Raw genomic sequence first — 14006 nt, forward strand, 5'->3', positions numbered from 1 at the left:
ATGCGTTTTGTGTTTGTATTATTGGCCTTGGTATTTGCCGTTTCCGCCAGTGCGGTGGAAGAAAAGTACGACTTTACCAACGATGAGCAGGCGGCCTTGTTTACTGAGCTGACCAAGGAGCTGCGTTGCCCCAAGTGTCAAAACCAGAATATCGCCGACTCAGATGCTGTGGTTGCCAAGGACCTTCGCGATAAGGTGGAGCTGCTGGTTAAAGAAGGGCAGAGCAAGGATCAGGTTATCGATTACATGATCGATCGTTACGGTTACTTTGTGCATTATCAGCCGCCTGTTACCCCTGCTACTATTTTGCTGTGGATTCTGCCCGGCCTTATCGTGCTAGGTGGTTTTGCCTTTATTATTCTGCGTCAGAAAAAGGCGGCGCAAAAAGCCAGTTGGTCTGAGAGAGATGAGCAACAACTGCAAAAGTTGATCACGCGCTATAAGCGCAAGGAGTCTGCGTAATGTTGTCATTATGGGGGGCCTTTGCGGCCTTAGGCTTTGTCGCTTTAGTATTTGTGTGCTGGCCGTTTTTCCGTCGCTTTGAAAGCGCTGCAAACCCAAGCGTTAATGCCGAGCGCATCGATATCTTTGAGCAGCGCCAGCAGGAGTTGGCGGATGATTTAGCCCTTGGGCGCATTTCGCAAACCAGCTTCAATGAGTCGCTGCTGGAACTTAAAAGACGCCTGATGAATGACTTAGCGCCAGAGCAACAGCTGCAAAGCCGTGGCAATAACCGGATTTTGGCACTGACAGGCGCTTCATTTTTGCTGCTGCTTAGCGCCGTGTTCTATTATTTCACCGGTAACCAGGCGCAGCTACAGGCGTGGGAACAGGCCATGGTTGAGCTGCCTGAATTGGGTGAGCGTGCGGTGATGGGCAAGGGCGAGCCCCTTGATGCCAATGAGCGTCAGGCCTTGTTACTTGGTTTGCGTACCCGCTTGGCTCAAGACGGTGATGATGCAGTGGCCTGGCTGATGCTGGGTCGTGTGGCCATGACCCTAAACGATTATGAAATGGCGATGCAAGCATTCGACAAGGTATTGGCCATGGACCCTGAAAATATCAGTGCCAAGGTCAGTTATGCTCAGTCGCTGCTTATCAAAGGCGATGACATGGCGATGAATCAGGCGGCCAAGCTGTTGTCTCAGGTGTTGCAGAAGCAGCCACAGAATATTGATGCCATTTCTATGCTGGCCTTGATAGCCTACGAGCGTAAGGATTGGGCCGAAGCTAAAAGCGCCTTTGAGCTGATCTTATTGACCATGAATGAGCAGGACTCCCGTTATGCCATGGTCAGTGAACGCATTAAAGAAATTGATGCGCGTCTGGCGCAAGCGCAAACCAGTGAGCCGACGCATAAGGTGCAGGTACAGGTGACTCTGGCCGATGAAATAGCCGATCGTATTCCTCTTAATGCGGTGCTATTTGTATTTGCCAAGGCCGCCGAAGGGCCGGCCATGCCATTGGCGGTAAAGCGTTTTGAGCAATTTTCTTTGCCCATGACAGTTACTCTGAGTGAGGCTGATGCCATGATGGCCCAATTGAGTTTGCAACAATTTGAGCAAATTCAAGTGATTGCCCGTATCTCAAAGGATGGTGACGTGGCTGTTGACCTAGGTGAGTTAGAAGGTAAATCTCAGCCCTTTAACCGCCAGCAGCAACCCAGTGTCGATGTGACCATAGATACCTTGATTCAGTAGGATAGACGATGCTTAAAAAGACTCTTATTACCTTATCGGCACTGCTGCTAAGTGCCTGTGCTCAGGTGCCGCCGGAGAAGGAAGACCCGCGCGACCCATTGCAAAGTGTTAACCGTCCCCTGTATGACTTTAATATGGATGTCCTCGATGCCTATATTCTACGTCCTGTGGCGGTTGGTTATGTGGAAGTGACGCCGACACCTGTGCGCCGCTCAATTGCCAATTTTACCGATAATATAAGCGCGCCAACGGATGCCATTAACGCTGCGTTGCAAGGCAAGGCGGATCGTACCGGTATCGCCATGGCGCGTTTTTTGGTAAATACCACGGTTGGCATTGGCGGTTTGTTTGATATTGCCACCAGTCTTGGTCTTGAGCATGTGGATGAAGACTTCGGTCAGACCCTGGGGGTTTGGGGCATAGGTGATGGTGCTTATTTGATGTTGCCGGGCATGGGGCCGAGCACAGCCCGTAACCTTACAGGTGATGTGGTGGATAATTTTGTGTTGCCGGAAATTGCCTTGACTACCCCGGAAACCATTTTGGTGTTTGTGTTGAAAGCGGTTGAAACCCGTGCCTCGCTTATTCCGCAAGAGAGCCTGTTGAACGAGTCTCTGGACCCTTATACTTTTGTGAAGGACGTTTATTATCAGCGTCAGCTGTATGAGCTGTACGATGGTGAACCGCCGCTGCAGGAAGAGGCTGAAGCGGAAGAATACGACGATGATTTCTTAGAAAATCTATAATAAAAAAGCCTGCATGATTCGCAGGCTTTTTTTATTTATCACTTTTGATTGAAAAATAAAGACTTACATAATTGCCTTCATTTGTTCCTGAGCCCATAGAATGGCCTCATGGTAAGCATCCGGCACGCGCTTGCCATCTAGCTTCATCTTTTCTATGGTGTCATTGGCCTCTTGCCACTGGGCATGTTCGTACTGTGCAACCAGTGCCAGGTAATCGCCTAATTCCCCTTTGCCGTCGCGTAGCGCCTCTTTGATATCCTGAGCCAGAGGTAAACGCTCTACTACCTCGCTCATGTTTTGATCCAAGATGGCATCAAGCAGCGACATCATGGCCGCTAAAAAGGCACGACCCGAGTCGATTTGATCCGGATGCTGCTCCGCTAATGCCTCGGCAAAACGCGCGCGTGTCAAAGACAGACGCATAAGCTCGGCAGGTTTATCCGACGACAGTTGAGCGGCGAACAACAGAGATAGGAACTTTTTGATTTCCTTAGCGCCAAGTACCACTAGGGCCTGCTTGATAGTGGCGATTTCCGTACGGCGCTTAAACATGGCCGAGTTGGAATAGCGTAGCAGCTTGTAGGAAAGGTTAACGTCGCGCTCGAACACCGCAGTGATCTTGGCTAGGTCCAGTTCGGTGGTGGAGGTTTCATAAAGCAGCTCAGCCAAAGTCAATTCAGAAGGCGGCAGCGCCTTGCTTTGCACCATCTCCGGCTTAGAAAAGAAAAAGCCCTGGAATAAGCTAAAGCCAAGATCCATAGCCTGTTGATACTGCTCATAAGTTTCAACCTTCTCCGCCAGCAGCTTAATATGGGGGAAGGGCTTAATCGCTGCAATCACTTCCTCTATTTGCTCTACCGAGGTTTGCAAATAGTCGATTTTAATAATGTCGATATAGGGGTAAAAGTGACGCCATACATTTTGATGCTGGTAATCATCGAGCGCCAAGGTATAGCCTTGCTCTTTCAACTCCTTGGTCAGTGCCAGCAGGCGCTTGCCAGGCTGCACAGTTTCAAGTATTTCCACGACGATCTCGTCGTTGCCCATGGTGGTGGCATAGCCCTTGGCCAGGGTTTCCAAGGTGAAATTAATATAGGCGGGCTTGTTGCCGGTTAGCTCTTCAAGGCCAAAGGTAAACTGACTGCCTTCGATAAGTCGCGAGGTGGCTTCGTCACCATTAATCTGAGGGAAGACGTTATCAAGACTATCACGAAAGAGGAGTTCATAGCCTACTAGGGATTTGTCTCTATCGAGAATAGGTTGTCGCGCAGCGTAGAAATTCATTTATCACATCCATACTGGTTGCTTATTAGTTAGAGCCATAGTCCATTACGGAGCCATTGTATTTCTAATAGTATGAGAAATTGAATTGGCTTTCATTCAGTATTATATACTTTTGTTACGATAGGAAAGTACTTTTTACGTTTAAACAACATACTTGCCTTTGGTATCGCAATTATGGCAACGAACGCACTAATTGGAGTTGCCCCCGCTCGCCATGCTATAGTATGCGACTCGGCTGTATTAAACGGCTGGATAAGATAATAACAAATAGCCTTGGGCCAGTGCTCAAGGCACGCAATATTTAGCGCTAAAGTTGGAGGCTAGTTTGGAATTAGGTACGATAATATCACTCGCCATTTATTTTATTGTCATGCTTGGCATAGGCTTGTACGCCTATAAACAATCGACTGATGATGTGTCGGGCTATATGCTCGGTGGTCGAAATTTGTCACCAAGTGTTGCTGCTCTGTCTGCCGGGGCATCGGATATGAGTGGTTGGCTACTAATGGGCTTGCCTGGAGCCATGTACTTATTTGGCTTAAGCAAGGTGTGGATAGCCATAGGCCTGGTACTGGGTGCCTGGGCTAACTACTTCCTGGTTGCACCGCGTTTGCGCGTCTATACGGAAAAAGCCAATGACGCCATTACCATCCCGGATTACTTCGCCAATCGCTTTGCCGATAACAAAAATATTCTCCGCGTTATTTCCGCCATCGTTATCATAGTTTTCTTTACCCTTTATACCTCATCCGGCGTGGTTGCCGGTGGTAAGCTGTTCGAGAACTCCTTTGGTATGAGTTATGAAACCGGCTTGTATGTGACCACGGGCGTGGTGGTGCTGTACACCCTGTTCGGTGGTTTCTTGGCGGTGAGCCTGACTGATTTCGTGCAAGGCTGTATCATGTTTGTGTCCTTGCTGGCGGTACCGCTTGTTACTTATACCATGCTGGATCAGCCGGTGTTCGAAACCCTTGGCAACGCCAGTTATGACTTGCTCTTGGCTGCGCCTAAAGACAGCGAAGTGCATAGCCTGAATATGATGGACTGGTTTGCCGGTGGTTCAACCATAGCCATTATTTCTGCCATGGCTTGGGGTCTGGGTTATTTTGGTCAGCCGCATATTATTGTGCGTTTTATGTCGGTACGCTCGGTGAAGGTAATGCCTACCATGCGTCGTATTGGTATGTCCTGGATGACGCTCTCAGCCATAGGTGCGGTATTAACCGGTTTATTCGGCGCTGCCTATATGCTGGAAAACCAAATGCCTATTGATGATAAGGAAACCATTTTCCTGGTGCTTGCCGAGCTGATGTTCCATCCCTTGATTGCCGGCTTCTTACTGGCGGCGATTTTAGCGGCCATTATGAGTACCATTTCATCTCAGCTGTTGGTGTGCTCAAGCTCGCTAACGGAAGACTTCTATCGTATCTATGTGCGCCGTGAAGCATCACAAAAAGAGTTGGTGTTAATCGGTCGTATCAGCGTAGTGCTGGTTGCTTTGTTTGCCATTTACCTTGCCTATGACCGCGACAGCTCTATTTTGGACTTGGTAAGTAATGCCTGGGCTGGTTTCGGTGCTGCCTTCGGTCCTTTGGTGCTGTTTAGCTTGTACTGGAAACGCATGAACTTGCAAGGTGCGATTGCTGGTATGGTGGTGGGAGCCGCCACCGTATTGTTCTGGATTTATGCGCCAATCAGCATTAACGGTCAGAGCCTGAGCAGCCTTATTTATGAGATTGTCCCTGGCTTTATCCTCTCTTGTATCGCCATTTTTGTAGTGTCGCTGGCAACCAAAGAGCCAAGCGAAGAGCTAGTGGCTACCTTTGAAGAAGTAGAAGCCGAGCTTAACTAAGTCTGGGCTTATCGCTCGCTTAAAGACATAAAAAAGCCACCCTTAGTTCGCTAAGGGTGGCTTTTTGCTATCTGGACAGCGGTGATTATAACCACTGCAGTGATTGGTTTATGCGACTTTGATATTCATCTATGGGCGCTTGTGCGGCGGCTATTAAGATGGCATCGCCCTTGGGAAAGTGGGAAATCCGTCCGGCAAAACGCAGATCGGAAAAATAGTCATTGCCCAGGTATTGGTTATTGGTGGGGACGATAAATACCGTCATAGGGCCAAACTGAGAATTAAATACCAGATGCAGACTTTTTTGCCCCTTAAAGCGACAAAAACGAACAAAAGTCACTTCACCGGGCAGGGCGCTAAATTGGCCACCCAGCTCGGCAAGTCGGGCATTGACCGTGGCCATATCCAGGCGGTCTTGGGCCTCCAGCGAGTCGATTTCATGGTACACATGGGCCAGAGCATGCTCGCCTATGCTCAGGATCGGGCTATTAAGCTGATACAGAGCAAAGGTAAACACCAAGGCGACACTGGCAACCAGCGCCAGATACCAAGGGCGATTAGGGGAGCGTTTTAGGGGCTGGGTATTGGCGCTCGTATCATCGCTCATGCTTTGCCTCAGAATAATCTTATCGGCCAGGTTTTCCGGCACCGACACATTCATGGCTAGGTGCAGCTCCTTATCAAGGCTTTTGAGTTCATTGACTAAACTCATGCGCTCAGGGTTTTGTTGTGCGTACTCAAGCAACTCATTGTCTTTATTCTGCGGCTGAGCTAAAAGGCGCCGGCGAAATTCGAGTTCATCCATTGGGGGCCTCATTAAATTTGTCAGGGTTACGAGTTAATGCGTCTTTTAGCTGGTTGCGAGCCCGATATAAGCGCGTCATTACCGTGTTCTTGTTGAGATTCAGGATATCGGCAATTTCCTCGCCACTGCATCCGGCCATCACCTGCAATATCAAGGGCTCCCTGTATTCATCCGGCAGGGCCATAATATGTCGCTGCAGCACGGTGAGCTCCATATCATCATCGAGGGCGGTATTGCGCTCATCGACTAGTGAGTCTTGCTCGACATCGCTGTAATCAAACTGTTTACGTTCAAAGCGGCGGGCGTTTTCACGGCGCAATATGGTTAGCAGCCACGACTTAGCCGCACCCTGATCCTGCAAGGAGTCCAACGAACGCCACGCTCTTAAAAATGTTTCTTGGACCAGGTCTTCCGCCACAGTGGCATCCTTGCTTAGCCAAAAGGCAAAGCGATAGAGCTCTTTGTGGTAGACCTGCACCAGCGCTTCATAGCGCTTTTGTTTATCTGCCATGCCCATAAAGACCTGTAATGACGAAAAATTATTTCGTAAAAGGGGAAATATTTGCACCCGGCCTGCGACGCAGCGCAAACCAGGTGAAAAAGTGACTAGTACAAGGAGTCTAGCTCAGCCTGTGATTTATGGCTTGGGCGCGGGGTATAGGCTGCAGCCTTGGCGATAGTGCCGTAGTCGACCTCAGCCGAGCTTGGGCTATACAGGGATTGACGCAGCTTGGCGAACTCCTGCACCGCATCTTGTGGCCACAGAGCAAGCCAGGCATCAATACTGCCATAATGAGCCTTGGCGTAGGCGTCTATGGCCTGATACAGGGTCTTGGGATCATTCTTAGCCGCGGCGTCCTGGATATCACGCACACTTGCCTGCGCAATAGGCGCAGTTTGTTGGCTTGGAGCTACAGTTTGTGCCTTGCTGCGTTTGTGACTAAACCACCAGAGCAGCAGAGTCACCAGCCAAAGAAGATAGCCGGGCAGGGCCAGCCACCAGGAAAGGGTGCCTGTTTCTTCTTGGACTAGGTTGGTATTTTCGCCTTCACTCACATCGATATCCGGCGTGGTGATTTGCTCAGTCTGTGGCGGCTCAATTGCGGTTACTTTGCTGCCATCGGCGGCGACTACGGTAATTTGCTGCTCGGGGACACTGGCTACCTGCTCGCGCCCAGTCACGGTATTAAACCAGTTAATTGAAATTGCCGGCAGCGTGTAGGTGCCCGGTTTTTGCGGCACATAGGCGATGGAGGTTTTGGTTTGGGCGATAATGCGGCCATTGCGAACCACATGAGTGCGCTCGGATTGATCCGCATAGCTGCGCACCGCCTCGATATCTGTGCTGGTTAGATCCGGTAATTGCTCCTTGGTAACGTTGAGCGCTGTGAGCGTGAGTGTCCGGGTGATAGGTGTGCCAACCTTTACTTCTTGCTCCAGACCTTGCCATTGCTCGCTTAAATCAACCAGCTCACTGGGCAGCCAGGCGCCGCTGTACTGCGCCGGGGTGGGCTTAATATCCACTAACTGATCTGTACCGCGGGCGTTGATGGCCACAGGGCGGTAGTTTACACGGGCTTTGCCGTTGAATACCGGTGCTTGCAGTTCAAAGGTGCCGCTTTTTTGTGGTTGAATTAGATATTCCCGCTGGATCACCCGATAGCGGCGGCCATCAATCACTTCCTGACTTTCGCTGTCGCGACCCAACTGAGCCAGGTTCGCTTCACTCATAGCTGGGGCTGTCATGGCTGCATCGATAAGGTCGACGCCAATATAAAGTTTTACGGTATAAATGGCAGCCTGTTGCACATACAAGGAGGCCGGTGTCAGCTCGGTCTTGATAAAGGCATTATTGCTATCACTTTGCGCCTCATTACCTTCGACCACATTCAGGGTAAAGGGCGTGGAGCTAACTCCCTTAACCTCGAAAGCCGGGATCTCATATTGGCCCGGGTTACGGGCCATTAACTCCACCCGCCAGCTGGTTTTACGGCTGATCACCCCATTGATTATCTGGGTATTGGTGCTGCGAGAGGTGGGGCCGACCACAAAGTCTTGTAACAGGATTTGGGTATCTGGTTGGCTGTCTTTTATGGTGTCATCGGCGCTTAGGGTCAGCACAAAGTATTCACCGGCGGACACAGGGTTTTTATCGACGCTGGCTTCAAGCTGCGACAAGGCTAAGGTCGGCAGGCTTAAGCAAATAAAGCAAATATATAAAAAACTTCTTACCATGACTTCTCTACTCCTTGTGGTAAGCGGCGGCGATGACTTTGACGTTGCTGGGCTTCTAATTGCATCTTGTTGCGCAGCAGAATTTCTGGATTGTCGGGAATTTTACGTAGCAGCTGATTTAGCTGTTGCGCTTTTTCACGCTCCTCTGGGCTAAGTGCGGCACTGGCCAGGGCAGCCTGTTGCTCAGCATCTTGCTCTCCTTTTTCGGCGTCAGTCTCTTGTTCGTTCAGTGCTTGCAGCTGTGATTTACCTTCTTGCTCTTGTGAGCTATCGGCTTCGGGCGATTCCTTAGGCGATGCTGCGGCATTATTTTTTTGCTTGGCATCTTGCTCGTTAGATTGCTGCTTAGAAGATTCATCCGCTTCTTGTTGCTCGTTTTGATCTGATTGATCAGCGGCTTGAGCACTGTTTTGCGGGCGGTTGCGCTCATTGCTGTTGCGCTCGCTTTGCGCGCTGCTGTCACCATTTTGTTGCTCGGAGTCGTCTTGTTGTTGTGACTGTCCTTGTTGCTGGCCGTCACCTTGTTGTTGGCCATCTTGCTGTTGTTGAGCGTCTTCTTGTTGTGAGTCCTGATCTTGGGAGCCTTGCTCTTGCCCGGGATCACCTTGTTGATCTTGTTGCTGTTCCTGTTGCTTTTTCGCCTGCTCCAGGATGGCCTTATTGTTTGCTGCAGCCTTAAGACTTGGGTCTTTCTCCAAAGCCTGCTGATAGCGCTCCAGGGCCGCATCAAGATCGCCAAGCCGCGCCAGGGCATTGCCCTGGTTATACAGACCGGCGGCCGAGTTATCCTTGTTAAAGTCCGCCAAGGCACCTTGGTAGTCCTGCTGCTGGTATTTGGCGGCACCACTTATTAAAGGGTTATTAGAGCGCGCCGCCTGTTCATAGGCCTTATCATGGTAGGCATTAAGGGCGTTTTGCTCGGCATTATTAAACCAGGACTGGCCGCTGGCGGCATAGGCTGGGGTCCATGCTTGCGGTAGCAGCACTAAGGCGGCGCATAGCATAATGGCACGGCGTTGCAGTTGCCATAGCAGCAAGGGCAGAGCCAATAACGCCAGATAAATGCCGGCATCGATGCGCCACAGGGTTTGCTGGTTTTGTGCCTGTTGCGTCATTTTTTCGCCTTTGGACACTGCCAATACGCCAAGGTTATCGCTGCTTGGCTGATAACGAATAAGTTTACCGCCTCCCAATCTCGCCAGGCGTTGTAGGCGATCAAAGTTAGTTTTAGGAATAACGATTTGCCCCTGATTATCTTTTAAAAAGCCACCATCGGGCAGGCTGATGGGAGCGCCTTGCTCGCTGCCTATGGCATAGATATGCAGGCGGTAATCATTGCCGCTGAGCCAGGAGCGGATATCCTCTTCTTCCTCTCTATCTATGCCGTCGCTGAGCAGAATTATATCCCCTTGCGGGTAGTCTGCCTGCTCCAACAGCTCCTGCGCCAGGGTCAGTGCTGCCAGCGCATTACTGCCTTGCTCCGGCATAATATTCGGACTGAGGCTGGGGATCAGATTGGTCAGGGTTTGGCTGTCTGAGGTCAGCGGCGAAATGGTAAAGGCATCACCGGCATAGGCGATAAGCGCCGTTTCACCTTCTTTAAACAGCTCCACCATATCCAGGGCTTTAAAGCGGGCCTGCTGCAGTCGGTTGGGACTGATATCCGTACTGAACATGGAGCGGGACATGTCCATCACCATAACCCGTGCCATTTTCGCCTCATACACAGGCAGCTCTTGCTTGCTAAAGCTGGGACCGGCCATGGCGACCACCATAAGCGTTAGTAGCAGGGCGTTGAGTAGACCATTGTTTTGTCGTCGCTCGGCGCCGCCTTGCATCACTTGCGCCGCCAGATGGGGGGCGATCAGGGGTTGCTGTTGTTGCTCGTCTTTACCCCCAAGCAGGCGCCAGATCAGATAGATGCCAGGCAGTAGCAGAAGCCATAATAGTTGCTCTCGTAAGAAAATAAATTCGGTCATTATTGCTCTCCTGCAACACGCTGTAAGGCAGATGCCAAGCGGTGCCAGACGGTGGCTAACAAGAGTATTAAGAAACTCAATAATAAGGGAAGGTAGAAAAGTGCTTCTTCTGGGCGCACCGTTTGCTCTTCTTTTGCTAACGGCTCCAGAGCGTCCAGCTCCTGATAAATATTGGCCAGGCTGCGGGTGTCGGTGGCGCGAAAATAACGACCGCCAGTTTCCTTGGCTAAGTGAGTAAGCAAGCGCTCATCCAAGGCCGCGCCGCCACCCATGGAAAACAGGCCACCACCAAAGTTACCATCGGAGCCAACGCCTATGGTGTACACCTTCACTTGGGCATCCTTGGCCAGTATTAAGGCTTCCTCCGGGGTAAGGTTGCCGGCGGTGTTTTGGCCGTCGGTGAGCAGGATCACCACCTTGTTGGAGGCGGACTTATCGTTAAAGCGTTTAACCGCTAAACCTAGGGCGTCGCCTATGGCGGTGGCGCGACCCACTAATCCAATCTGCGCTTCTTCAAGCATTTGCGCTACTGTATCCAGATCCCGGGTTAGCGGCGTTTGTAAAAAGGCAGTATCGGCAAAGAGAATAAGGCCGAGCTGGTCGCCTTGGCGCTCAGTAATAAAGTCGCTGAGCACGCGTTTAACCACGCTTAAACGGTCAACAAAGCGCCCTTGATAGGCCATATCCTGCTCGCGCATGGAGCCGGATAAGTCCACCGCCAGCATAATATCTCGTCCTTCATTGGCTAAAGTGATGGGCTCGCCACGATACACGGGATTCGCCAAGGCGCTTACCAGGGCCAGCCAGGCCAGAGCCAACAGCCAATGCGGCCAGCCCTTGTTGGCGGTGGTCTGTGTTTTTGCCTTGGCCTGATAAGCCAGGGAGTCGATACGCAGCAACAGGCTGCTGTGCGTTTTTTTGCTATTTTGCACCCAGGCCAGTAACCAGGGCAGGGGCAAAAGGATAAACAGCCAGGGCCAGGAAAACTCAAACATCCAAAGTCTCCTTGGTTTTAAACTGCACCAAAGCCTGCTTTAGTTTGTGCGCCAGCTCATGTTGCTCGGCTTCCTCTTTATATAGGGCATTGAGTTCATCGGCGTTAAAGTTAAGGCCACTTAACTGGGAAAGGGTTAAGGCCCATTGCTGGCCACTTAGGGCACTGATCTTGGCACCGTAATAATGCTTGCACAGGCGCTTTAGTAGTTGATGTAAACCCAGAGCCGTTTGTTGCTCTGCCAATTGCAGAGCATGACGTTTGGCGCGCAAGTGTTGCTGGCGGCGACGATAAACCAGTGCGGCGGCTATAACCAAGAGTATCAGCAGGGCGGCCAAGAGCCACCAGGCTGGACCCGGGGGCCAACTGGAAACCTCAGTGGGAATAATGACATCGGCCAATGGTAATGTGGGGGCTGACTGCATCTAAGCACTCCCTTCATAAAACTGTTGTTCCAGCGCCTTAGCGGCACTAATTTCCACCAAGGAATGGCAATATCGGGCCAACTTCTGCTGGCGCAAAGCGCCGAGTTGTTGTGCCTGCTGGTTAAAGCGGCGGCGAAAGCCAGCGTCGTGCAGGGGCAGGCTAAATTGCCCCTGATGACTGCGCACATTCACCGCTTCTGGATAGTGTGGCAGGTGCTGTTCAAAGGGATCGCTGATCACGCAGGCGACCACTTCACAATGGCGAGCCAGGCGCTGCAGTTCGCGCTCAATGGCCGGGTTGTCACCCTGTTGCAATACCGCAAAGTCGCTGATCAGATAGACGGTGCAGCCGGGCTTGGCAAGCTGGTTTAAGCGCTGTAACTGGGCCAGTAAACCTGTGTTGGCGGAGCCTGCACTGCTGGAGTCATCAATAAGGCTTTGTTGCTGTTTATGGCTGTCGAGCAGGCCGTGGAACACCCGCAGCACCGCTTTATCTCGGCTCTGTGGGCGAAACTCATGGTGTTGCTGGTCATTGAAAACCAGGGCACCGAGTTTGTCGCCCCGGGCACAGGCAGACCAAGCGATAAGGGCTGCAAGGTGCGCCGCCTGTACAGATTTAAATAACAACTGAGAGCCAAACTGCATGCTGGCGCTAAAGTCCACCAACATCAGCACCGGGCGTTCCTTTTCTTCTTGAAACAGTTTGGTATGAGCCTCGCCGGTACGGGCGGTGACACGCCAGTCGATGCTGCGCACATCATCGCCGCTTTGATAATGTCGTACTTCGGCAAACTCCATGCCGCGGCCCTTATGCGGCGCCAAATACTGGCCACTATGGGGGCTGCGAATGCGTTTACGCACAGCTAAATCCAGTAGCTGGGTTTTACTCTTGTAATAAGTGAGCTCTTTTAAAGCCAGGCTATGGCCGTTGCTATGTAACTGCTGTAGCCATTGCTGCACACTTAGGGCTGACTTCAACCTAGCCATTAAGGCACTGCCACGCGCTCTAAGATGCGCGTTAACACCTGATCTTTACTGATCCCCTCGGCCTGGGCTTCGTAGCTGAGAATAATGCGGTGGCGCAGCACATTATGAAACACTGCCTGAATATCTTCCGGGCTGACAAAGTCGCGGCTATTTAACCAGGCATGGGCGCGTGCGGAGCGGTCGAGCGCTATGGTGGCCCTTGGACTGGCGCCGTATTCAATCCAGTTGGCCAGCTCGTCATCAAAGCGCAAACCATCGCGGGTAGCTATAACCAGCTGTACCAGGTACTGCTCTAGCGGCTCGGCCAAATGCAGCGCCAAAACTTCTTGGCGGGCAGCAAACAAATCCGCCTGAGTAATAGGCTCGATAGTTAGTTGCTCTCCGGCCAAGGCTTCACCACGAGTCAGCCGTAAAATAGCCAGCTCAGCTTCGGCATCCGGGTAATCGATATTGAGGTGCAGTAAAAAGCGGTCAAGCTGCGCTTCTGGCAGCGGGTAGGTGCCTTCTTGCTCCAGCGGGTTTTGTGTCGCCATTACCATAAACAGCTGTTCCAGCGGATAGGTGTTTTTGCCCACAGTGATTTGCCGTTCGGCCATGGCCTCCAGCAGTGCCGACTGCACCTTGGCCGGGGCGCGGTTTATTTCGTCCGCCAGCACCAGGTTGTGGAATAATGGGCCCGGCTCAAACACAAACTCGCTGGTTTGTTGGCGATAAATATCCGTGCCGGTGACATCCGACGGCAATAAATCCGGAGTAAACTGAATGCGTTGAAAACTGCCCTCAAGGCCTTTGGCTAGGGCGTTTACCGCACGGGTTTTGGCAAGCCCGGGAGGGCCTTCAACGAGCAGGTGACCGTCTGCCAATACGGCAATAAGTAGGGACTGAGTGAGCTGGTGTTGACCGATGATTTGGGTATCTAAATAGGTTTTTAATTGTGCAAACTTAGAAACTGCCATAAGTGTACTTGTCCTTGCCGGCATATTTAAATGCTGTGAAAAA

The 14006-nt window shown here is 51.4% G+C and carries 13 protein-coding genes; 4 read left to right on the top strand and 9 right to left on the bottom strand.

Annotated elements, in window-relative coordinates; translation table 11 throughout:
- From WCN91_RS07900 to WCN91_RS07910, 3 genes are read left to right on the top strand one after another with little or no spacing between them, the layout of a single operon-like run.
- Complete coding sequence (locus WCN91_RS07900) at positions 1-462, top strand: cytochrome c-type biogenesis protein (protein ID WP_342677932.1); 462 nt, start codon at positions 1-3, stop codon at positions 460-462.
- Positions 462-1700, top strand: coding sequence for a c-type cytochrome biogenesis protein CcmI (gene ccmI, locus WCN91_RS07905; RefSeq protein WP_342677933.1), 1239 nt, complete (start codon positions 462-464; stop codon positions 1698-1700). The genes WCN91_RS07900 and ccmI overlap by 1 nt, the downstream gene beginning before the upstream one ends.
- An 8-nt stretch (positions 1701-1708) precedes the next feature.
- Positions 1709-2446: an MlaA family lipoprotein gene (locus tag WCN91_RS07910; RefSeq protein ID WP_342677934.1), complete on the top strand. Its 738-nt coding sequence runs from the start codon at positions 1709-1711 to the stop codon at positions 2444-2446.
- 63 nt (positions 2447-2509) lie between these two features.
- On the opposite strand, the gene WCN91_RS07915 is transcribed toward WCN91_RS07910, so the two are convergent.
- The gene (locus WCN91_RS07915) at positions 2510-3730 is read right to left on the bottom strand and encodes an EAL and HDOD domain-containing protein (protein WP_342677935.1); all 1221 of its coding nucleotides are present in this window, start codon (positions 3728-3730) and stop codon (positions 2510-2512) included.
- Positions 3731-4055: 325 nt separating this feature from the next.
- Here WCN91_RS07915 and putP point away from each other — a divergent pair, with 325 nt between their 5' ends.
- The gene (gene putP / locus WCN91_RS07920; protein WP_342677936.1) at positions 4056-5582 is read left to right on the top strand and encodes a sodium/proline symporter PutP; all 1527 of its coding nucleotides are present in this window, start codon (positions 4056-4058) and stop codon (positions 5580-5582) included.
- A gap of 85 nt (positions 5583-5667) precedes the next feature.
- Here putP and WCN91_RS07925 read toward each other — a convergent pair whose 3' ends face one another.
- The 8 genes from WCN91_RS07925 to WCN91_RS07960 all read right to left on the bottom strand — a co-directional run bounded on the left by WCN91_RS07925 (position 5668) and on the right by WCN91_RS07960 (position 13963).
- A complete protein-coding gene (locus WCN91_RS07925; protein WP_342677937.1) occupies positions 5668-6387 on the bottom strand; it encodes a DUF3379 family protein in 720 nt (239 codons plus the stop codon).
- Positions 6380-6898, bottom strand: coding sequence for a sigma-70 family RNA polymerase sigma factor (locus tag WCN91_RS07930; protein WP_425416022.1), 519 nt, complete (start codon positions 6896-6898; stop codon positions 6380-6382). The genes WCN91_RS07925 and WCN91_RS07930 overlap by 8 nt, the downstream gene beginning before the upstream one ends.
- A 95-nt stretch (positions 6899-6993) precedes the next feature.
- Positions 6994-8622 (bottom strand): BatD family protein, encoded by a 1629-nt coding sequence (locus WCN91_RS07935; RefSeq protein ID WP_342677938.1) that lies wholly within the window; start codon positions 8620-8622, stop codon positions 6994-6996.
- On the bottom strand, positions 8616-10601 hold the full coding sequence (locus WCN91_RS07940; RefSeq protein ID WP_342677940.1) for a VWA domain-containing protein: 1986 nt from the start codon (positions 10599-10601) through the stop codon (positions 8616-8618). The genes WCN91_RS07935 and WCN91_RS07940 overlap by 7 nt, the downstream gene beginning before the upstream one ends.
- Complete coding sequence (locus WCN91_RS07945) at positions 10601-11596, bottom strand: vWA domain-containing protein (RefSeq protein ID WP_342677942.1); 996 nt, start codon at positions 11594-11596, stop codon at positions 10601-10603. The genes WCN91_RS07940 and WCN91_RS07945 overlap by 1 nt, the downstream gene beginning before the upstream one ends.
- Positions 11589-12020: a DUF4381 family protein gene (locus WCN91_RS07950; protein WP_342677944.1), complete on the bottom strand. Its 432-nt coding sequence runs from the start codon at positions 12018-12020 to the stop codon at positions 11589-11591. Before WCN91_RS07950 ends, WCN91_RS07945 begins: the two co-directional genes overlap by 8 nt.
- The gene (locus tag WCN91_RS07955) at positions 12021-12998 is read right to left on the bottom strand and encodes a DUF58 domain-containing protein (protein ID WP_425416025.1); all 978 of its coding nucleotides are present in this window, start codon (positions 12996-12998) and stop codon (positions 12021-12023) included.
- Positions 12999-13006: 8 nt separating this feature from the next.
- Positions 13007-13963, bottom strand: a complete 957-nt coding sequence (locus WCN91_RS07960) for an AAA family ATPase (RefSeq protein ID WP_342677948.1) — start codon at positions 13961-13963, stop codon at positions 13007-13009.
- Between the last annotated feature and the right edge of the window lie 43 nt (positions 13964-14006).

It is taken from the genome of Pseudoalteromonas qingdaonensis (assembly GCF_038739665.1).
GTDB lineage: Bacteria > Pseudomonadota > Gammaproteobacteria > Enterobacterales > Alteromonadaceae > Pseudoalteromonas > Pseudoalteromonas qingdaonensis.

Bases quoted from the DNA above. Each gene is read 5' to 3' on its own strand.
- WCN91_RS07925 (WP_342677937.1), bottom strand. From the start codon at position 6,387: ATGGATGAACTCGAATTTCGCCGGCGCCTTTTAGCTCAGCCGCAGAAT.
- ccmI (WP_342677933.1), top strand. From the start codon at position 462: ATGTTGTCATTATGGGGGGCCTTTGCGGCCTTAGGCTTTGTCGCTTTA.
- WCN91_RS07915 (WP_342677935.1), bottom strand. From the start codon at position 3,730: ATGAATTTCTACGCTGCGCGACAACCTATTCTCGATAGAGACAAATCC.
- WCN91_RS07935 (WP_342677938.1), bottom strand. From the start codon at position 8,622: ATGGTAAGAAGTTTTTTATATATTTGCTTTATTTGCTTAAGCCTGCCG.
- WCN91_RS07900 (WP_342677932.1), top strand. From the start codon at position 1: ATGCGTTTTGTGTTTGTATTATTGGCCTTGGTATTTGCCGTTTCCGCC.
- WCN91_RS07930 (WP_425416022.1), bottom strand. From the start codon at position 6,898: ATGGCAGATAAACAAAAGCGCTATGAAGCGCTGGTGCAGGTCTACCAC.
- WCN91_RS07945 (WP_342677942.1), bottom strand. From the start codon at position 11,596: ATGTTTGAGTTTTCCTGGCCCTGGCTGTTTATCCTTTTGCCCCTGCCC.
- WCN91_RS07940 (WP_342677940.1), bottom strand. From the start codon at position 10,601: ATGACCGAATTTATTTTCTTACGAGAGCAACTATTATGGCTTCTGCTA.
- WCN91_RS07910 (WP_342677934.1), top strand. From the start codon at position 1,709: ATGCTTAAAAAGACTCTTATTACCTTATCGGCACTGCTGCTAAGTGCC.
- WCN91_RS07960 (WP_342677948.1), bottom strand. From the start codon at position 13,963: ATGGCAGTTTCTAAGTTTGCACAATTAAAAACCTATTTAGATACCCAA.
- WCN91_RS07950 (WP_342677944.1), bottom strand. From the start codon at position 12,020: ATGCAGTCAGCCCCCACATTACCATTGGCCGATGTCATTATTCCCACT.